Here is a 19,005-nt window from a genome sequence, read left to right as displayed (position 1 = left end):
GGAGGGGGCGGGCCCGCGCGGGCCCGCCCCCTCCGTCATGCCGTGGGACCGGTCAGGACGCCGGCTGCTCCACCTTCGTCGCCGTCTTGCCGTCCACCGCCGCCGCGAGCTGCGGTACCAGGCGGTCGAGGACGTAGGGCAGGCTCAGCACGGTCGACAGCGACACCGCGTTGCCGTAGTCGCCGGTCTCCTGGATGAAGACCTCACGGCCCTCCTTCACCACGTCCAGGTCGGCGTAGATCTTGTCGCCGTGCAGCTTGGCGACCGCCGCGGTGAGGTCCGGCACGATCCACACGTCGACGTCCTGGTCGAGCAGGTCGAAGCGCTCCTTGCTGATGTTGGCGCCGAACGTGTCGCCGATCACCTTGTCGAGGTCCTTCGGCAGCGAGAAGCCGAGGCCGGACAGGATCCGGGAGCGGGTGTCCTGGCTGCCGTAGACGAACGTGCCCTCGTACGGGGTCGCCATGACGGCCGTGGCCCCCGCGAAGGCCGGGTTGGCCTTCTTGGCCGCCGCGAACCTGCCCTCGACGCCCGACACGAGCGTCTTGGCCTCGGTCTCCTTGCCCAGCGCCTTGCCGATCTCCTCGGTCTGCTGCTGCCACGGCACGCCGTAGTCGTTGTACGCCTTCGGCTGGGCGACCACGGGCGCGAACTTCGACAGGCTCTCGTACTGGGCCTTGGTCAGTCCCGAGTACACGGCGAGGATGAGATCCGGCTTCAGGGCGGCGATCTTCTCCGCCTGCGGGCCGGTACCGGTGTCGGTGAGGACGGTCGGCGCCGCCGCACCGCCCAGCTTGTCCCGGGCCCACGGGCCGACGGCGCCCTTGTAGCCGCCGAGCCACTCGGTCGTGCCGACCGGCACCTTGCCCAGCGCGAGGACGGCGTCCTGGTCGGTGAGGCCGACGGTGACGATCCGCTGCGGCTCGGACTCGATCGTCGTACTGCCGTACTTGTGGTCGAGGGTGACGGGGAACGCGCCGGCGGCGGACGAGGAGTCCGTGCCCTTCGCGTCGGAGGACGGGGAACCGGAGTCGGAGTCGCCGCAGCCGACCGCCGCCACGGCGAGCAGGACTACGGAGGCGAGCAGGCCGGACAGCCGTGAGGCTCTGGTGGCGCGGGGCATCGGATGATCCTTCTGTTCGTCGCGGTGCGTTCGGCGGGGGGTGGCCGGTTCCGGGGCGGGGGGAAGGCGCGGAGGGGATGGGGAGGGGAGGAAGACGGGAGAGGGAAAGGCGGGCGGGTGTTGTCGTGGTCGTCAGGGGCCGTCCGGGGTGGGGGAGCGGCTGCCGGACCAGGCGTGCCACAGGGTGGCGTACGCGCCGCCGGCGGTGAGCAGTTCGTCGTGCGTGCCGCTCTCCACGACCCGGCCGTCGCCGAGGACGACCACCCGGTCGGCGGTGGCGGCCTGGCTGAGCCGGTGCGCCACGACCAGCGCCGTGCGGCCCCGCAGGGCCTGTTCGGCGGCCTCGTCGAGCTGGCGGGCGCCCGAACTGCCCGCCTCCGCGGTCGCCTCGTCGAGGACCACGACCGGCGGGTCGGCCAACAGCAGGCGGGCCAGCGCGAGTTGCTGGGCGCGGTCGGCGGTGAGCCGGTGTCCGCCGTCGCCGACGACCGTCTCCAGTCCCTCCGGCAGTGCCTCGGCCCAGCCGAGGGCGCCCACCGTGGCCAGCGCCTCCCGCAGCTCCTCGTCGTCCGCCCCGGGGCGGGCCAGTCGCAGGTCGTCGGCGAGCGGTCCGGCGAAGACGTGCACCTCCTGCGTGACGAGCCCCACCAGGCGGCCGGACTCGTCCGGTGCGACGCCGCCGATGTCGATGCGGCCGCTCCCCGGCCGGTGCAGTCCCGCCACCAGCTTCGCGAGCGTGGTCTTGCCCGCCCCGGTGGTGCCGACCAGCGCGACCCGTTCCTTGGGCCGGATCTCCAGGTCGACCCCGTGCAGTACCGGACGGCCGGCCACATACGCGTGGGAGACGGCTGTCAGTGTCACCGACGGGGCGCCGGCGGCCGTCGAACGGTCGTCCGCGGCTTCGGCGAACGCGGGCGCCGGTTCGTCCACCACCCCGACCAGCCGGGCCAGTCCCGCCGTCGCCGACTGGGCGTCGTCCAGCAGCACGAGCGCGGTGTTCACCGGCCCGAACAGGCTGTGGAAGTACAGCGCGGCGGCCGTGGCGGTGCCGACCGAGGCGGAATGGGAGCGCACCAGCAGGAACCCGGTGACCAGGACGGCGCCGAGGCCCGCGTACTCGGCGATGTGCAGACGGCTGTAGAAGCGCAGCACCAACTGCACCCCGCGCATCGTCAGTTCCACCGACGCCCGCGAGCGGTCGGTGACCCGCCGGGTGTGCCCGGCCTGAAGCCGGTACGCCCGGACGGTCCGCGCCCCTCCTATGGTGTCCAGCAGTTGCTGCTGCTGGGCCCCGGTGGCGATGCGCTCCTTGGCGTACAGGGGCACGGCGTTGCGCACGTACCACCGCGCGGTGTGCGCCTGTACGGGCAGGGCGACGAGTGCGGCGAGCAGGAACCGCCAGTCCAGCAGGGCGAGGGCGCCCAGGGTCAGCACGATCGACAGCGCCGAGCGCGCCAGTTCGGGCAGGGCGCCGCGCACCGCGTCGGCGACCCGCGAGACGTCCCGGGTGACCCGGGCGTTGAGGTCTCCGGAGCCCGCCTTCTCCAGCCGCTCCAGCGGCAGCGAGAGCGCACGCTCCACGAACAGTTCGCGCAGCCGGGCGAGTACGGTCTCGCCGAGCCGGGACACCAGCGACATGCCCAGCGCGGTCGTGACGCCCTGGACCACGGCGACCCCGGCCAGCGCGACGACCGGCAGGGTGAGCGCGTCGGGGGACCGCCGCTCGGTGACCACGTCGACGATGTGGCCCAGCAGGGGCTGGGTGAGCAGCCCGACGGAGGTGGCGAGCACCATCAGTCCGAACCCGGCCCAGGCCGTCCCCCGGTGCGGCCGCACCAGCTCACGCACCGCGGCCCGGGTACGGGACGCACTCGCCGTCGGCAGCAGAGCCCGGTCGGCTTCCGTCCTGACGCCCGCCGCAGGGGCGTCGTCCCCCAGGCGGGGCTCCGCCTGCCCGGCTTCCGCCTGTCCCGCCTCCGCCCGCTCCGGTGGTGTCGTCACGTCAGCACCGCCGTCCGGTAGATCGCGTCGGCCCGTACGAGTTCCGCGTGGGTGCCCTCGGCCCCGATCCGGCCGCCGTCGAGGAGGACCACCCGGTCGGCGACGGCGAGCAGGGCCGGGCTGTTGGTCACCACGACCGTGGTGCGGCCGCGCCGGAGCTCGCGCAGCCCCTCGGCGACGCGTGCCTCGGTGACCGCGTCCACGGCCGTCGTCGGGTCGTGCACGACCAGGACGGGCGCCCCGGCCCGCAGTGCGCGGGCCAGCAGGACGCGTTGACGCTGACCGCCCGACAGGGACCGGCCGCCCTCGCCGACACCGGTCGCGACGCCGTGCGGCAGGGAACGGGCCACCTCGTCGGCGTGGGCGGCGGCCATGGCGCGTTCCGTCCGGGGATCCGTCGCCCCGTCCCGAGCCTCTTGCGCCGTCCCGTCCCGCGGCCCGTCCGCTGCCGGGCCGCTCCACGGCTCCGTCCCCGGCGCCACGTTCGCGGCCAGCGAGCCGTCGAACAGCACGGCGTCATGGGCGGCCACCAGCACGGCCGCCCGCAGTTCGGCCGGATCGAGCCGGGTCAACGGCACGCCGTCCAGTTCGACCGACCCGGACTCCGGGTCGGTCTCCCGGCCCAGGCAGCGCAACAGGGCCTCGGCCGAGGCCGGATCCGTCACGGCGATCCCGGTCAGCCGTCCGGCCGGCACGTCGAGGTCGACACCGTCGGTTCCGCCGAGCCGCACCCCGCGCAGTCGCAGCTCCCCGCGCACCGGGTCCGGCACCGGATCCCCGCCGCCCACCACGGCGGGTGCCGCGGCGAGGACCTCCGCGACCCGGGCGGCCGAGGCCCGGCCCTGCGCCAGTTCGGCGTTGACCCAGGCGAACGTCTCCAACGGCCCCAGCAGGAACAGCGCGAGACCCACCGCGGACACCAACTGCCCCAGGGTGAGCGAGCCTTCGAGCGCGAGTCGTCCGCCGACGAGCGCTATCAGCGCGATGAAGCCGCCGGTCAGGGCCAGGACGAGTCCCGTCTGCCAGGACTCGGCGCGGGCCGCGCGCAGGGTGGCCGCGAGGGAGGCCCGGCTGGTCCGGCGGTACCGCTCGACGGCCGCCTGCTGAGCGCCCAGTCCCTTCAGCACCCGAAGCCCGGCCACCAGGTCGGCGGCCACTCCCGAGGCGTGCGCGGCCCGGTCCTGCTCGGCCTCGCTGCGACGCTCCAGCGGCTTGCTCAGCAGATGTCCCAGCCACAGCAGCACCGGCGTGCCGAGCAGCACGATCAGTCCGAGCGGCACGGACGTCAGCAGCAGCCACACGGCGCTGACGGTGATGCCCGCCACCGCCCATATCCCGCTCATCAAGGCCATGTTGACCGCGCCGACGCGCTTGGCGTCCTCGGTGGCGACGTTAGCCAGCTCGCCGGGCAGCCGTCCCTCCTCGGCTCCGCCGCGGGCGTCGAGCACCCGGCGCACGATCGCCAGGCGGAGGGTGTGCGCGGCCTCTTCGGCACCGCGTTCACCGGCCCGCGCGCCCAGCCGGAAACTCCACGACAGCGCCACGTACATGACGGCCAGGACGGCCAGCCAGAGGGCGAGCCGCCCGGCGTCCTGCCCGGCCACGGCCTGGTCGATGACGACACCGATGAGCACCGGTACCAGGGCTTCCCCCAGTTGGTGCACACACCCGAGTGCCGCCCCGAGGCCGACGCGCCGCGCCTGGCCCCTGACCGAGCGCCTCAGGACGGCCCGCCCCGGCTGTTCCCCTGATCTCACCAGCCACCCTCCGGAAACCGGTCAACTTAGGCAAGGCTACTCTAAGTAGAGCCGCGTGAGTCAATGCCCTGTCGGCCGCCGCGCCGCGCGGAGCACTCCCGGACGCGACACCGGTCCGGCCGGGCCGGCGCCCGTGTGCTTCAGTGAAGCGCCGCGGCCGACCGGGCCGCGCCGCTCGGACCTCGCATCCGGAAGGGACCCGACCTCGTGCACGTACTGATCCTGGGCGGGACCACCGAGGCCCGCCGCCTCGCCGAACTCCTGGCGGCCGACGCCGTGCCCGGACTGCGCGTGACGACCTCCCTGGCCGGACGGGTGGCCGCGCCCCGGCTGCCGCCCGGCGAGGTGCGCGTGGGCGGCTTCGGCGGGGCCGAGGGACTGGCGGCGTGGCTGGGCGAGCGGCGGGTCGACGCGCTCGTCGACGCCACCCACCCCTTCGCCTCGGTCATCGGCCGCAACGCGGCGCGGGCCGCGGCCGACGCCCGGGTGCCGCTCCTCGCGCTGCGCCGCCCGGGCTGGGTCCCGGTGGCGGGCGACGTCTGGCACGAGGCCGGTTCCCTGGCGGAGGCCGCCGGGCTGCTGCCCTCGCTCGGCCGGCGGGTGTTCCTCACCACCGGGCGCCTGGGGCTGGCCGCCTTCGCCGACCTGGACGACCTGTGGTTCCTCGTACGGTCCGTCGACCCGCCCGAGGCGCCGGTCCCGTCCCGCATGGAGGTGGTGCTCGACCGCGGGCCCTTCACGCTCGCCGGGGAGCGCGAACTGCTGCGCCGGCACCGCGTCGACGTCGTCGTGACCAAGGACAGCGGGGGAGCGGCCACCGCCCCGAAACTGACCGCCGCCCGCGCGGCGGGGCTGCCCGTGGTCGTGGTGCGCAGACCGCCGGTCCCCGCGGGCGTCCGGGTCGTGGCCGAGCCGGAACAGGCCCTGGAATGGCTCAGGGGCACGGAACGGCGGCGAGGGTAGGAACCCGGCCGACGCCGCGTCAGAGGGACGGTACGGCGCCCAGGAAGCGGATGTGCGGGCGGCCGTCGGGGCCGTCGGCGGTGACGGCGGCCCGGACGCCGTAGACGTCGGCGACGAGGGCCTCGGTGAGGACCTCGTACGGGCTGCCGCAGGCCACCACGCGACCCTCCTTGAGGACGACGAGCCGGTCGCAGTACATCGCGGCCAGGTTGAGGTCGTGCAGCGCGACGACGCTGGTGACGCGGAGTTCGGTGATCAGGGCCAGCAGGGCGAGCTGGTGCCGGACGTCCAGGTGGTTGGTGGGCTCGTCCAGGAGGAGCTCGCGGGGTTCCTGGGCGAGGGCGCGGGCGATCTGGACGCGCTGGCGTTCGCCCCCGGAGAGGGAGTGCCAGGGCCGGTGGGCCTTGTCGGCGAGCCCGGTACGGGCCAGCGCGGCGCGGACGGCCTCCTCGTCGGCGGCGGAGGCCGGGGCCCAGGCGCGCCGGTGCGGGATCCTGCCCAGCCGTACGACGTCGAGGACGCTCAACGCGAGCTGGGTGTCGCTCTGTTGCTCGACGACGGCGACGCGCCGGGCGAGGGCGCGGCGGCTCATCCGGGGCAGCGGGCACGCGTCGAGGGTGACGACGCCGGAGTCCGGGGCGAGCACGCCGGCGAGCAGGCGCAGCAGGGTGGACTTGCCCGAGCCGTTCGGGCCGAGCAGGCCGGTGACGGCGCCGGGGCGGGGCGTCAGACTGACCCCGTCGAGTATCAGGGTGCCGCCGGCGGCGCGGGTGACCCTATCGGCACGCAGCCCCTCAAGGCCGGGGGTCCCGGAGCCGGTCGACTTGGAACCGGCCGACTCGGAACCTGCCGCCTCGGGGCCGGTCATCGGGTGCCCTTCGCGCGGTACAGGACGGCGACGAACGCCGGGACGCCGATGAGGGAGGTCACCACGCCCACCGGCACCTCCTGCGGGGCGAGCGCGGTGCGGGCGAGGGTGTCGACCCAGACCAGGAACACCGCGCCGGTCAGGGCGGTGGCGGGCAGCAGCCGGGTGTGGCCGGGGCCGGTGAGGGCGCGGGCGGCGTGCGGGAGGACCAGGCCGACGAAGCCGATCGCCCCGGCCGAACTCACCAGGGTGGCGGTGAGCAGCGCGGTGGTGCACAGCAGCACCAGCCGGGTGCGGGCCACGGAGACGCCGAGGGAGAGGGCCGCGTCCTGCCCGAAGGCGAACGCGTCCAGCGTCGTGGCGTGGCCCAGACAGACCACCAGCGCCACGACCAGCGCGGCCGCGCCGACGCTCACGTCCGTCCAGTCGGCGCCGCTGAGCGAGCCGAGCAGCCAGAACAGGATGCCGCGGGTCGTCTCCGCGTCGGCGGCCGTCATCACCACGAAGGAGGTCAGCGCGGAGAACAGCTGCATGGCGGCGACTCCGGCGAGGACCACCCGGTCCGTGGTGCCGCCGAGGGTGTGGCTGAGCAGCAGCACCAGCGCGAAGGAGACCAGCGCGCCGAGGAAGGCGCCACCGGAGACCGACAGAAGGCCGCCGCCCGCGCCGAGGACGACGACCAGCACCGCGCCGGTCGAGGCGCCGGAGGAGACCCCGAGGACGAAGGGGTCGGCGAGCGGGTTGCGCAGCAGGGACTGCATCACGGCCCCGCAGACCGCCAGGCCGGCGCCGCACACCGCGGCGAGCAGCGTGCGCGGCAGCCGCAGGTTCCACACGATGCCGTCCCGCAGCGGTGTCAACTCGGCCTGTCCCCACCCGAGATGGGCGGCGACCGCGGACCACACGTCACCGACGGCGATGTCCGCGGGACCGATGGTGATGGCCACGGCGACCGAGGCGCACAGCGACGCGAGACCGGACGCCCACAGCAGCGCGCGGCGCGGTCCGCCGACGGCCGCCGCCGTGGACGCCGGTGCGCCGGTCATTTCGCGAGGCCGTGAGCGCGCAGCGCCGCCGCCACCCGCTCGATGCCCTCGACGGTCCTGATGGTCGGGTTCATGGACTGTCCGGACACCAGCACGTACCGCTTCTCGCGCACCGCGCTCATGTTCCTGGTGACCGGGTTCGACTCCAGGAACGCGATCTTCCCGGCCGCGCTCTCCGCCGTCTGCCGGCGCCGGGTCAGGTCGCCGAGGACGAGGAGGTCGGGGTCGCGGTCGGCGACGGTCTCCCAGTCGACCTGGGGCCACTCCTCCTCGGTGTCGTCGAAGGCGTTCTTCGCGCCGAGCTCGTGCGTGACGATGCCCGGAGCGCCGCAGCAGCCCGCGGCATACGGCGACTGGGAGTTGGCGAACCAGTACATGAGGGTCACGCCCCGGGCGTCGAGGCCGGCGGTGGCCTCGGCCACCCGCTTCCTCAGTTCGGCGACGAGCCGCTCGCCGCGCTCGCGGACGCCGAAGACCTCGGCCAGGTCGCGGACTTCGCCATAGACCGCGTCCAAGGTCAGCGGCTCGGTGCGGACGCCGTCGCCGTCGCCGCTGTTGTCCTTGCCGACGCAGTCGGAGGGGGAGAGGTAGGTGGGTACGCCGAGTTTCTCGAACTCCTCGCGGGGCGCGACCCCGCCCTTGCCGAGGGTGGAGGCGAACGAGGCGGCGACGAAGTCGGGTTCGGTGTCCAGCACCGTCTCGAAGGAGGGGGCGTTGTCGGCGAGGCGCCTCACCTTCGCGTTCGCCTTCTCCAGGCCCTCGGCCACCGGGTCGGTCCAGGTGGCCGTGCCCACCATGCGGTCGGCCAGCCCGAGGGAGAGCATGATCTCGGTCGTGCCCTGGTCGAGGGAGACGGCCCGCCGCGGCGGACCGTCGACCGCGACCCGCTGCCCGCAGTTGTCGAGAACGACCGGACGGCCGGCGGCCTCGCTCCCGCCCGCCGAAGCGGAGGTGCCCGCCGGACCGGCCGCCGGACCGGTGGAGCCGCAGCCCGTCAGCAGCAGGGCACCGGCCAGGAACAGGACGGCGGGACGGGCGGGGCGGACGGCACGTGCGAACGGCACAGGGTTCCTTCGGCGTCGAGGGCTCATGCGCGAAGCCCGGTCGTACGGTGCTCCCCCCGGCCGTCCTGCGGCAGCGGGGGCGCCAGCAGGTCTTCGGACTCGGGGTCACCCGGACGAGGCGCCTTCCCGGACCGCGTACGCCGTCCAGTGGCCGATACCCCGCCCGTCGCCCTCACCGCTGCGCGTCAGCTCCGGATTCGCACCGGATTCCCTGACCCGTGCACACCTGCGTGCGCACATGGGTTCGACTGGCCTTGGCAAGCTACCACACGCCACCCGGGCCGCCCGCGGGCCGTTTCGTACGGGGATCGGACCTCTCGCCGACCGTCACGCCTGGTTACTATGCTCACCCGGGCCAGAGGGAGGCAGGCATGTTGACCGAGGTCACAGCGACCCGCTACCTCGCTCCGCTGCGAGCGGGCGGCTCGGTGCCCGCCGTCGTCGAGGCCGACGACCTGGGCACCTACGTCGTGAAGTTCACGGGCTCCGCGCAGGGCCGCAAGGCGCTCGTCGCCGAGGTGATCGTCGGCGAGCTGGCGCGTGCGCTCGGGCTGCGCTTTCCCGAACTGGTCCTGGTCCACTTCGACCCGGCGATCGCGGCGGACGAACCGCACCAGGAGGTACGGGACCTGCACGCCGCGAGCGCGGGACTCAACCTCGGGATGGACTTCCTGCCGGGCGCGGCGGACTTCACGCCGGAGGTCGCGGAGGCCTTCCCGGTGGAGCCGCTGGAGGCGGGGCGGATCGTCTGGCTGGACGCCCTGACGGTGAACGTCGACCGGACGGTCCACAGCTCCAACCTGATGGTCTGGCCGACGTTCGGCACCGTCCCGCCGCGGCTGTGGCTCATCGACCACGGCGCCGCCCTCGTCTTCCACCACCGCTGGGACGGCGCCGACCCCGGGAAGCCCTACGACTTCCGTCACCACGCCCTCGGCCGCAATGCCCCGGACACCCGGGCGGCCGACGCCGAGCTGGCGCCCCGGGTGACCGAGGAGCTGCTGCGCCGGATCGTGGCGGAGGTACCGGACGCCTGGCTGGCCGGCGAAGCGGGGTTCGCGACCCCGGACGCGGTCCGCGAGGCGTATGTGCGCCACCTCCACGCGCGCGTGCGGGCCTCCGCGGCCTGGCTGCCCACCGACTTCCCCGACCCGCGGGAACTCGCCGCCGACGAGGCCCGGCGCGCGGCGCGAACACGGCAAGGACGGCCCGACTGGCTCAAGCGGGTCCCCGACCTGCACGGCAGGCCGGCCGCGGAACAGGATTGGTCGGTGCACCTCGGATGAGCGGATCGAGTGACGCGAGCGCGCGGGTCGAGATCGAGTACTGCACCCAGTGCCGTTGGCTGCCGCGCGCGGCCTGGCTGGCGCAGGAGCTGCTCACGACCTTCGAGGCCGAGCTGACGGAACTCGCCCTGAAGCCCGGCACGGGCGGCGTCTTCGTCGTGCGGGTGAACGACGAGGTGGTCTGGGACCGCCGCGAACAGGGTTTCCCGGAGCCCACGGCGGTGAAGAAGCTCGTACGCGACCGAGTGGCCCCGGGGAAGTCCCTGGGCCACTCGGAGAGATGAGCGTGCGGGTCGGTGCCGGTGCCGGTGCTCAGCCCCTCAGCTGCTCGTAGGCGGGCAGGGTGAGGAAGTCCGCGTAGTCCTCGTCGAGGGCGACCGTCAGCAGCAGGTCGTGCGCCTGCTGCCAGTGGCCGGCCGCGAAGGCCTCCTCGCCGATCTCCGCGCGGATCGCCGCCAGTTCCCGGGCCGCCACCTCGCGGGCCAGCTCCGGCGTGGCCTTCACCGTGGTCCCGTCGTGCTCGAACTCCACTCCGGCGTTGATCCACTGCCAGATCTGCGAGCGGGAGATCTCGGCGGTGGCCGCGTCCTCCATCAGGTTGAAGATGGCGACCGCGCCCAGGCCGCGCAGCCAGGCCTCGATGTAACGGATGCCGACCTGCACGGCGTTGACCAGGCCCGGGTACGTCGGCCTCGCCTCCAGGGAGTCGACGGCGATCAGGTCGGCCGCCTTGACGTCGACGTCCTCGCGCAGCCGGTCCTTCTGGTTCGGCCGGTCGCCGAGCACGGCGTCGAAGGAGGCCATGGCGATCGGCACCAGGTCCGGGTGGGCCACCCACGACCCGTCGAAACCGTCCTTCGCCTCACGGTCCTTGTCCGCCTTGACCTTCTCGAAGGCGATCTTGTTGACCTCCTCGTCGCGGCGGGACGGGATGAAGGCCGCCATCCCGCCGATGGCGTGCGCGCCGCGCTTGTGGCAGGTGCGCACGAGGAGTTCGGTGTACGCCCGCATGAACGGGGCGGTCATCGTCACCGCGTTGCGGTCCGGGAGGACGAACTTGGCGCCGCCGTCACGGAAGTTCTTCACGATGGAGAAGAGATAGTCCCAGCGGCCGGCGTTCAACCCGGAGGCGTGGTCGCGGAGTTCGTAGAGGATCTCGTCCATCTCGTACGCGGCCGTGATCGTCTCGATGAGCACGGTGGCGCGGACGGTGCCCTGCGGGATGCCGACATGGTCCTGCGCGAAGACGAACACCTCGTTCCAGAGGCGGGCCTCCAGGTGCGACTCCGTCTTCGGGAGGTAGAAGTACGGGCCCTTGCCGAGGTCGAGCAGACGCCGGGCGTTGTGGAAGAAGTAGAGCCCGAAGTCGACGAGTGCGCCCGGGACCTGACGGCCTTCGGCGTCGACGAGGTGACGCTCGTTCAGGTGCCAGCCGCGCGGGCGCATGACGACCGTGGCGAGCTCGCCCTCGTCCTTCAGGGCGTACGACTTGCCCGACCCGGGATCCGTGAAGTCGATGCGGCGGGTGTAGGCGTCGGCCAGGTTGATCTGACCGAGGACCACGTTCTCCCAGGTGGGCGCCGAGGCGTCCTCGAAGTCCGCGAGCCAGACCCGGGCGCCTGAGTTGAGGGCGTTGATGGTCATCTTGCGGTCGGTGGGACCGGTGATCTCGACCCGGCGGTCGTCCAGCGCCGCGGGGGAGGGGGCCACCCGCCAGGAGTCGTCGGCGCGGATCGCGGCGGTCTCCGGGAGGAAGTCCAGGGTGGAGGTGCGGGCGATCTCGGCGCGGCGCTCCGCGCGCCGGGCGAGGAGTTCGTCCCGGCGCGGGGTGAACCGCCGGTGCAGTTCGGCCACGAAGGCGAGCGCCGCCTCGGTGAGGACCTCCTCCTGCCGGGGGAGGGGCTCGGCGTCGACGATGGCCAGCGGGGACGGCGCTGGTGCGGACATGAGCGGTCACTTCCTTCAGCGGTGGCACCGGGTGCCAGTCGAACCGGGTACGGCGGGCGGGGTCCCGGGCGGACCGAGCCCTTCTGATCAGTGGATACTAGTTTCCTCATCGTGGAACTTCAATGATTTGTTGATGTCGAGACTCTCCGCGTCGAGGCAAGGTGGCGCACCGTGCCAGGTCCCTCACTCGAGGTGCGCGAGATCCTGCGGGGTGTCGATGTCGAAGGGGCGGGCCACGTCCGCGCACTCGACGAGGGTGATCGCCTCCTCGTGCTCCCCGAGATAGGCGCGTGCCCCCCGATCGCCGGTGGCGGTCGCCGCCACGCCCGCCCAGTGGGCGGCCCCCAGCAGGACGGGATGGCCCCGTACGCCGTCGTAGGCGGCGCAGACCAGCGAGGACTCACCCTCGCACGCGGCCAGCACCCGGGCCACGGCCCGCGGCCCGATGCCGGGCTGGTCGACGAGCAGGACCAGCGCGGCGCGCGTCCCGGTCCCGGCGAGCGAGCCGAGCCCGGCCCGCAGCGACGTACCCATGCCCTGCTCCCACTCCGGGTTCGGTACCAGCACGCACCCGTCGAGCCGCGCCCGCTCGCGTACGGCGTCGGCGGCGGCCCCGAGCACCACGTGAACCCGCGCGCAGCCTGCCGTACGCAGCACCTCCACCGCGTGTTCGACGAGCGGCCGCCCCCGGTGTTCGAGCAGCGCCTTGGGGCGTCCGCCTAGCCGGCGGCCCCCGCCGGCCGCGAGCAGCAGACCGGCCACCTGGTGCGCGGCGGGGTCTTCCTTTTGCGTCATGCGTCCTGCATACCTGACGTGGCGTCGGCCGTGCGGTTTCGTGGGGCTGAATTTCGGTCCGCGCAGTGGCGCGCGCCGCATCGGGTGGCGTTTACTGACCCGCGCGTCCTCCGGTGCCCGGCCGGCACGGGAGGGGCTGCGGGGCGGGTGGGCGCGCACGCGCGCTCAGCGGAGCGCGCGGGGGGAGAGCTGTGTTGCGAAGCTTGAGGCAGAGGGCAGTGACCGGCAGCTACGAGGATCCGAGGGTGGCGGGACTGCGGACCGCGGTGTCCCGGCTGCGCCGGGAGCTCGCCACGTATCCGGTCGAGTTCCCGGACCGCGCGATCGCCGAGGACGAACTCGCCGCGCTCGCCGCCATGGTGACCCACGGCATCCCCGAAGTCCCCCGGTTACGCCGTTCCTTGCTGCTGATCGCGGGCGCGATCGGCTCGGTGAGCGCATTGGCCCGGAGTCTGTCGGAGGTGCGCCAGGCCGTGGAACTGTTCGGGCGCGCGCCGGGACGCTGAGGTCCGGCGGTCACGGCGACACGGCGGACGCGCGCGCCCTCCCGCCCTCGCCGCGTGATCCGGCCGGCAGGTCTCAGACCGCCGGCCCGGAACTCGTCAGCGCCTGCGAGAGTTCCACCGCGACCTGCCGCAGCACGGGCACGATCTTCTCCGTGGCCGCCTCCGTGACGCGGCCCGCCGGGCCGGAGATGGAGATGGCCGCCGGGGTCGGGGAGTCCGGCACCGGCACCGCCAGGCAGCGCACGCCGATCTCCTGCTCGTTGTCGTCGACCGCGTAGCCGGTGTTCCGTACGTCCGTCAGGGCCGCGAGGAAGCCGTCGGGGGTGGTGAGCGTCTTGTCCGTGGCGGCGGGCATGCCGGTGCGGGCGAGCAGGGCGCGCACCTCGTCGTCCGGGAACCCCGCGAGCAGCGCCTTGCCGACGCCGGTGGAGTGCGGCAGGACACGGCGGCCGACCTCGGTGAACATCCGCATCGAGTGCTTGGACGGCACCTGCGCCACGTACACGATCTCGTCACCGTCGAGCAGCGCCATGTTGGCCGTCTCGCCGGTCTCCTCGACCAGGCGGGCCAGGTACGGGCGGGCCCAGGTGCCCAGCAGCCGGGCGGCGGACTCGCCGAGCCGGATCAGCCGGGGGCCCAGCGCGTAGCGCCGGTTGGGCTGCTGACGGACGTAACCGCAGACCACCAGCGTGCGCATCAGGCGGTGGATGGTGGGCAGGGGCAGCCCGCTGCTCGCGGACAGCTCGCTCAGGCCGACCTCGCCGCCCGCGTCCGCCATCCGCTCGAGGAGATCGAAGGCGCGCTCGAGGGACTGGACCCCGCCGCCGGCGGACTTGGCGGAGTCGGTGGTGCTGGCGCTGGACGTCGGCACGGCGCGTTCCTTTCGAAACTGGCGGAAGGGCTGAAGCCTACCCGGCGGTCGGTTGACTCCTCGCTTGCGCGTCACTAGATTCTGCTGGTCGGAATCTTAATTCCGACATGTGGAAAAGTCCAGAGCGCCGGGGGTGGGTGCACTCTAGGGGGAGCGTGCCCTTGACGGCGTGGGGGCGGGAGGGAAGACTCCTTCAACAGAACGTTGAATTCCGTTACGCGGAAGTTTCTCCCGCGTCACCGGATGAGAACGGAAGAGAGGGGTCCGGGTGTCCGACGCTGAACTGGTGCTGCGCTCGACGCGCGTCATCACTCCCGAAGGGTCACGGCCCGCCGCGGTCGCGGTCGCCGGCGGCCGGATCACGGCGGTACTGCCGTACGACGCCCCCGTTCCCGAGGGGGCCCGGCTGGAGGACTTCGGCGACGACGTCCTGCTGCCCGGCCTGGTCGACACCCATGTGCACGTCAACGATCCCGGCCGTACCCACTGGGAGGGCTTCTGGACCGCCACGCGCGCGGCGGCGGCCGGCGGCATCACCACCCTCGTCGACATGCCCCTCAACTCGCTGCCGCCGACCACCACGGTCGACCACCTCCGGGTCAAGCGGGAGGTCGCCGCCGACAAGGCGCATGTCGACGTCGGCTTCTGGGGCGGCGCCCTGCCCGACAACGTCAAGGACCTGCGCCCGCTGCACGAGGCCGGCGTCTTCGGCTTCAAGGCGTTCCTCTCCCCGTCGGGCGTGGACGAGTTCCCGCACCTCGACCAGGACCGGCTCGCCCGCTCCCTCGCCGAGATCGCCGGATTCGACGGCCTGCTGATCGTGCACGCCGAGGACCCGCACCACCTCGACACCGCCCCGCAGCGGGGCGGCCCCAGGTACGCCGACTTCCTGGCCAGCCGTCCCCGCGACGCCGAGGACACCGCCATCGCGAACCTCGTCGCGCAGGCGAAACGCCTCCACGCGCGCGTGCACGTGCTGCACCTCTCCTCCGCCGACGCGCTGCCGCTGATCGCCGCCGCCAGGGCCGAGGGCGTGCGGGTCACGGCCGAGACCTGCCCGCACTATCTGACCCTGACCGCCGAGGAGGTCCCCGACGGCGCCAGCGAGTTCAAGTGCTGCCCGCCCATTCGCGAGTCCGCCAACCAGGACCTGCTCTGGCAAGCCCTGGCGGACGGCACGATCGACTGTGTGGTCACCGACCACTCCCCGTCCACGGCCGACCTCAAGACCGACGACTTCGCGACGGCGTGGGGCGGCATCTCGGGCCTCCAGCTGAGCCTGGCGGCGGTGTGGACCGAGGCCCGCCGGAGGGGTCACGACCTGGAGGACGTCGTCCGGTGGATGTCCGCCCGTACGGCCGACCTGGCGGGCCTCTCCCACAAGGGCGCGATCGAGGCGGGCCGCGACGCCGACTTCGCCGTCCTCGTCCCCGACGAGACCTTCACCGTCGACCCCGCGGCCCTCCAGCACCGCAACCGCGTCACGGCATACGCCGGCAGGACGCTGTCCGGCGTCGTGCGATCCACCTGGCTGCGCGGCCGGCGCATCTATTCCGACGGCGAGTTCACCGCACCCAAGGGCCGGCTCCTCGCCCGCACCCCCTGAGCCGAAGGGACGCCGGACCCCCTTCCGACTCCACCCGCACCCGCACCGGCCCCCTCCCGAAAGGCAGACCTGATCACCGTGACGGCGACACAGAGCTTCACCGGCGACGCGAACCCCTACGGCGGCGGCGACCCGTACGCGGACTACCGCACCGCCGACTTCCCCTTCACCCGGTACGCCGACCTCGCCGACCGGCGGCTCGGGGCCGCGGTCGTCGCCGCCAACGACGAGTTCTTCGCCCAGCGCGAGAACCTGCTGGTGCCCGGACCCGCCGAGTTCGACCCGGAGCACTTCGGGCACAAGGGCAAGGTCATGGACGGCTGGGAGACCCGCCGCCGCCGCGGCGCCTCCGCCGACCACCCCTGGCCGACCGCCGAGGACCACGACTGGGCGCTCGTCCGCCTCGGCGCGCCCGGGGTGATCCGGGGCATCGTCGTCGACACGGCGCACTTCCGCGGCAACTACCCGCAGGCGGTCTCGGTCGAGGGCGCCTCGGTGCCCGGCTCGCCGTCCGCCGAGGAGCTCCTCGGCGACCATGTGAAGTGGACGACGCTGGTCCCGCGCACGCCGGTCGGCGGCCACGCGGCCAACGGTTTCCCGGTGTCCGTGGAGCAGCGCTTCACCCACCTGCGGGTCAACCAGCACCCCGACGGGGGCATCGCCCGCCTGCGTGTGTACGGGGAGGTCGTGCCCGATCCCGCGTGGCTGAGCGTGCTCGGCACCTTCGACGTCGTCGCCCTGGAGAACGGCGGCCGCGCCGAGGACGCCTCCGACCTCTTCTACTCGCCGGCGAGCAACACCATCCAGCCGGGCCGCTCGCACAAGATGGACGACGGCTGGGAGACCCGCCGCCGCCGCGACCGGGGCAACGACTGGATCAGCTACCGCCTGGCGGCGCAGGCGCGGATCCGCGCCCTGGAGATCGACACGGCCTACCTGAAGGGCAACAGCGCCGGCTGGGCCTCGGTGTCGGTCAAGGACGGCGAGAGCGGCGCCTGGACGGAGATCCTCGCGCGCACCCGTCTCCAGCCCGACACCAACCACCGCTTCGTCCTGCCGGAGCCGGCGGTCGGCACGCACGCGCGCGTGGACATCTATCCCGACGGGGGCATCTCCCGCCTGCGGCTGTTCGGCTCCCTCACGGAGGCGGGCGCGGCGGCGCTGACGGCCCGCCACCAGGAGCTCGGCGGCTGAGCCGCCACCACGACCGCGAACACCCGGGCGAAGGGGCGCTCGCGAGGCGGTGACCCGTCGGCGTGCGGCGGGCCCGCGCCGCTCCGCGAGAGTGTCGTCCTAGGCCGCGTGCCCGCCGTCCACGGCGAACTCGGCGCCCGTGACGTACGCGGCCCCCGCCAGGTGCGCGACCGTCGCGGCCACCTCCCGCGCCGTGCCGAAGCGGCCCAGCGCGGTCATCGTCGCCTGGCCCGCCGCGTGCGGGCCGTCCGCCGGGTTCATGTCCGTGTCGATCGGGCCGGGATGGACGAGGTTCGCGGTGATCCCGCGCGGGCCCAGCTCCCGGGCGAGGGCCTTGGTCAGACCGATCAGGGCGGACTTGCTCATCGCGTACAGGGTCCCGCCGGGGCCGGGCACCCGCTGGGTCATGCAGGTGCCGATCGTGATGATCCGTCCGCCGTCCGTCATGCGCCCGGCGGCCGCCTGCGAGGCCAGGAACACGCCGCGCACGTTCACGGCGAGCACGCGGTCGACGTCGGAGAGGCCGAGCCCCTCCAGCGGGCCGAGGACGCCGACGCCCGCGTTGTTCACCAGCACGTCGAGTCCGCCCAGCATCCGGGCCGTGCGGTCCACCGCCCCGGCCGCCTCCGCGGGGTCCGCCGAGTCGGCGCGCAGCGCCACCGCCCGCCGCCCCAGCGCCTCCACGGCCGCCACGACGTCCCGCGCCGCCTCCTCGCCGTTCACGTAGGTCACCGCCACGTCCGCGCCCTCCCGGGCGAGCCGCAGCGCCGTGGCCGCTCCGATGCCGCGGCTGCCGCCGGTCACGAGGGCCACCTTGCCGTTCAGAATTTCGTCCGTCGTCGTCATGGGTCCATCCCAGCGGCCGGTGCCCCGCCCCGCTGGCGGCGAACGGACGTCGAGGTCCGGCCCTCCCACCGGTCCCGCGGGGGCCCGCACCGCCCCCGCACCGGCTACGCCGTCCGAGGAGACCGGAACTCTTTCCTCCGCCTCCCGCGTTCTCCTTCCGTGACCCTTCAGCAAGAGATCGTCGGCAACGCCATGCAGATGGCGGTCGTCAGCCTGCGGCCCGGGCAGACCGTGTACTGCGAGGCGGGCAAATTCCTCTTCAAGACGACGAACGTGACCATGGAGACCCGGCTGGGCGGCCCCTCCGGCGGGGGCGGCGCGGGCGGTGGGCAGGCGCAGGGCGGCCCGTCCGGCGGCGGCATGGGCGGCATGCTGCGCCAGGCCATGGCCACGGCCATGCAGGTCGGCCAGCGCGCGCTCGCGGGCGAGTCGCTCGCGTTCCAGTACTTCACCGCCCAGGGCGGTGACGGCACGGTCGGCTTCGCGGGCGTGCTCCCCGGCGAGATGCGCGCCCTGGAACTGGACGGCACGCGCGCGTGGTTCGCCGAGAAGGACGCGTTCGTCGCCGCGGAGTCGACCGTCGACTTCGGCATCGCCTTCCAGGGCGGCCGCACCGGCATGAAGGGCGGCGAGGGCTTCGTCCTGGAGAAGTTCACCGGTCGCGGCACGGTGATCATCGCGGGGGCGGGCAACTTCATCGACCTCGATCCGGCCGACTTCGGGGGCCGCGTCGAGGTCGACACCGGCTGCGTGGTCGCCTTCGAGGAGGGCATCCGCTACGGCGTCCAGCGTGTCGGCGGTCTCAACCGTCAGGGGGTCATGAACGCGGTGTTCGGCGGCGAGGGCCTGTCCCTGGCCACCCTGGAAGGCAGCGGCCGCGTCATCCTCCAGTCCCTGACCATCGAGAGTCTCGCCAACGCCCTGAGGAAGGCCCAGGGCGGCGACAAGCAGGGGCCGACCGGCGGACTGTTCTCGACGAACGCGGGCTGAGCCGACGAGCGCGGTGCCGCCGTGCGCCAGGAGCCGGCCGTCGGTGCGGCGACGCACGGCGGTCCGGCCGGTCGTGCCTCGCCCCGCGGCTGGAGACGTGGGGGGTCCGCGGGGCGAGGGTCTGGGGATCGGACGTGCGGAC

General features: G+C 73.7%; 17 protein-coding genes and 1 riboswitch. Of the genes, 7 read left to right on the top strand and 10 right to left on the bottom strand.

Going from position 1 to position 19,005, the window contains the following annotated elements; all coding sequences use genetic code 11:
- Positions 1-52: 52 nt before the first annotated feature.
- The 3 genes from OG440_RS07260 to OG440_RS07250 form a co-directional block, all read right to left on the bottom strand.
- Positions 53-1,123 carry an iron-siderophore ABC transporter substrate-binding protein gene (locus tag OG440_RS07260; protein WP_406005999.1) on the bottom strand — a complete coding sequence of 357 codons (1,071 nt, stop codon included), beginning with the start codon at positions 1,121-1,123 and terminating at the stop codon, positions 53-55.
- Between the two features lie 132 nt (positions 1,124-1,255).
- On the bottom strand, positions 1,256-3,061 hold the full coding sequence (locus OG440_RS07255) for an ABC transporter ATP-binding protein (RefSeq protein WP_406011287.1): 1,806 nt from the start codon (positions 3,059-3,061) through the stop codon (positions 1,256-1,258).
- 59 nt (positions 3,062-3,120) lie between these two features.
- Complete coding sequence (locus OG440_RS07250) at positions 3,121-4,881, bottom strand: ABC transporter ATP-binding protein (RefSeq protein ID WP_406005998.1); 1,761 nt, start codon at positions 4,879-4,881, stop codon at positions 3,121-3,123.
- Between the two features lie 207 nt (positions 4,882-5,088).
- Here OG440_RS07250 and OG440_RS07245 point away from each other — a divergent pair, with 207 nt between their 5' ends.
- On the top strand, positions 5,089-5,844 hold the full coding sequence (locus OG440_RS07245; protein ID WP_406005997.1) for a cobalt-precorrin-6A reductase: 756 nt from the start codon (positions 5,089-5,091) through the stop codon (positions 5,842-5,844).
- Between the two features lie 19 nt (positions 5,845-5,863).
- Here OG440_RS07245 and OG440_RS07240 read toward each other — a convergent pair whose 3' ends face one another.
- Genes OG440_RS07240 through OG440_RS07230 form a run of 3 tightly spaced genes read right to left on the bottom strand, consistent with a single transcriptional unit; the run spans position 5,864 to position 8,849 of the window.
- Complete coding sequence (locus OG440_RS07240; RefSeq protein ID WP_406005996.1) at positions 5,864-6,712, bottom strand: ABC transporter ATP-binding protein; 849 nt, start codon at positions 6,710-6,712, stop codon at positions 5,864-5,866.
- Positions 6,709-7,758 carry a FecCD family ABC transporter permease gene (locus OG440_RS07235; RefSeq protein WP_406005995.1) on the bottom strand — a complete coding sequence of 350 codons (1,050 nt, stop codon included), beginning with the start codon at positions 7,756-7,758 and terminating at the stop codon, positions 6,709-6,711. Before OG440_RS07235 ends, OG440_RS07240 begins: the two co-directional genes overlap by 4 nt.
- A complete protein-coding gene (locus OG440_RS07230; RefSeq protein WP_406005994.1) occupies positions 7,755-8,849 on the bottom strand; it encodes an ABC transporter substrate-binding protein in 1,095 nt (364 codons plus the stop codon). The genes OG440_RS07235 and OG440_RS07230 overlap by 4 nt, the downstream gene beginning before the upstream one ends.
- Positions 8,850-8,909: 60 nt before the next feature.
- A riboswitch (cobalamin riboswitch) is annotated at positions 8,910-9,035 on the bottom strand.
- A gap of 158 nt (positions 9,036-9,193) precedes the next feature.
- On the opposite strand from OG440_RS07230, the gene OG440_RS07225 reads away from it, so the two are divergent.
- Positions 9,194-10,108, top strand: coding sequence for a HipA family kinase (locus tag OG440_RS07225; protein WP_406005993.1), 915 nt, complete (start codon positions 9,194-9,196; stop codon positions 10,106-10,108).
- A complete protein-coding gene (locus tag OG440_RS07220; protein WP_406005992.1) occupies positions 10,105-10,392 on the top strand; it encodes a SelT/SelW/SelH family protein in 288 nt (95 codons plus the stop codon). The genes OG440_RS07225 and OG440_RS07220 overlap by 4 nt, the downstream gene beginning before the upstream one ends.
- Before the next feature lie 28 nt (positions 10,393-10,420).
- On the opposite strand, the gene aceB is transcribed toward OG440_RS07220, so the two are convergent.
- Entirely contained in the window at positions 10,421-12,055 is a 1,635-nt protein-coding gene (gene aceB / locus OG440_RS07215; protein WP_406005991.1) for a malate synthase A, read from the bottom strand.
- A gap of 183 nt (positions 12,056-12,238) precedes the next feature.
- A complete protein-coding gene (locus OG440_RS07210) occupies positions 12,239-12,850 on the bottom strand; it encodes an NTP transferase domain-containing protein (protein ID WP_406005990.1) in 612 nt (203 codons plus the stop codon).
- A gap of 218 nt (positions 12,851-13,068) precedes the next feature.
- On the opposite strand from OG440_RS07210, the gene OG440_RS07205 reads away from it, so the two are divergent.
- On the top strand, positions 13,069-13,356 hold the full coding sequence (locus tag OG440_RS07205; protein WP_406005989.1) for a DUF5955 family protein: 288 nt from the start codon (positions 13,069-13,071) through the stop codon (positions 13,354-13,356).
- Between the two features lie 73 nt (positions 13,357-13,429).
- Here OG440_RS07205 and OG440_RS07200 read toward each other — a convergent pair whose 3' ends face one another.
- The gene (locus OG440_RS07200) at positions 13,430-14,227 is read right to left on the bottom strand and encodes an IclR family transcriptional regulator (RefSeq protein WP_406005988.1); all 798 of its coding nucleotides are present in this window, start codon (positions 14,225-14,227) and stop codon (positions 13,430-13,432) included.
- 268 nt (positions 14,228-14,495) lie between these two features.
- On the opposite strand from OG440_RS07200, the gene allB reads away from it, so the two are divergent.
- Positions 14,496-15,833, top strand: a complete 1,338-nt coding sequence (gene allB, locus OG440_RS07195) for an allantoinase AllB (RefSeq protein WP_406005987.1) — start codon at positions 14,496-14,498, stop codon at positions 15,831-15,833.
- Between the two features lie 78 nt (positions 15,834-15,911).
- Complete coding sequence (gene alc, locus OG440_RS07190; RefSeq protein ID WP_406005986.1) at positions 15,912-17,027, top strand: allantoicase; 1,116 nt, start codon at positions 15,912-15,914, stop codon at positions 17,025-17,027.
- 99 nt (positions 17,028-17,126) lie between these two features.
- Here alc and OG440_RS07185 read toward each other — a convergent pair whose 3' ends face one another.
- Positions 17,127-17,873 carry an SDR family oxidoreductase gene (locus tag OG440_RS07185; protein ID WP_406005985.1) on the bottom strand — a complete coding sequence of 249 codons (747 nt, stop codon included), beginning with the start codon at positions 17,871-17,873 and terminating at the stop codon, positions 17,127-17,129.
- A gap of 159 nt (positions 17,874-18,032) precedes the next feature.
- Between OG440_RS07185 and OG440_RS07180 the strand changes: the two genes are divergently transcribed.
- Entirely contained in the window at positions 18,033-18,863 is an 831-nt protein-coding gene (locus OG440_RS07180) for an AIM24 family protein (RefSeq protein ID WP_406005984.1), read from the top strand.
- Positions 18,864-19,005 lie beyond the last annotated feature (142 nt).

Origin of the sequence: Streptomyces sp. NBC_00637 (assembly GCF_045161545.1) — a bacterium.
In the GTDB taxonomy this organism is placed as follows: Bacteria; Actinomycetota; Actinomycetes; order Streptomycetales; family Streptomycetaceae; genus Streptomyces.
This window is presented reverse-complemented; position numbering and strand designations above follow the sequence as displayed.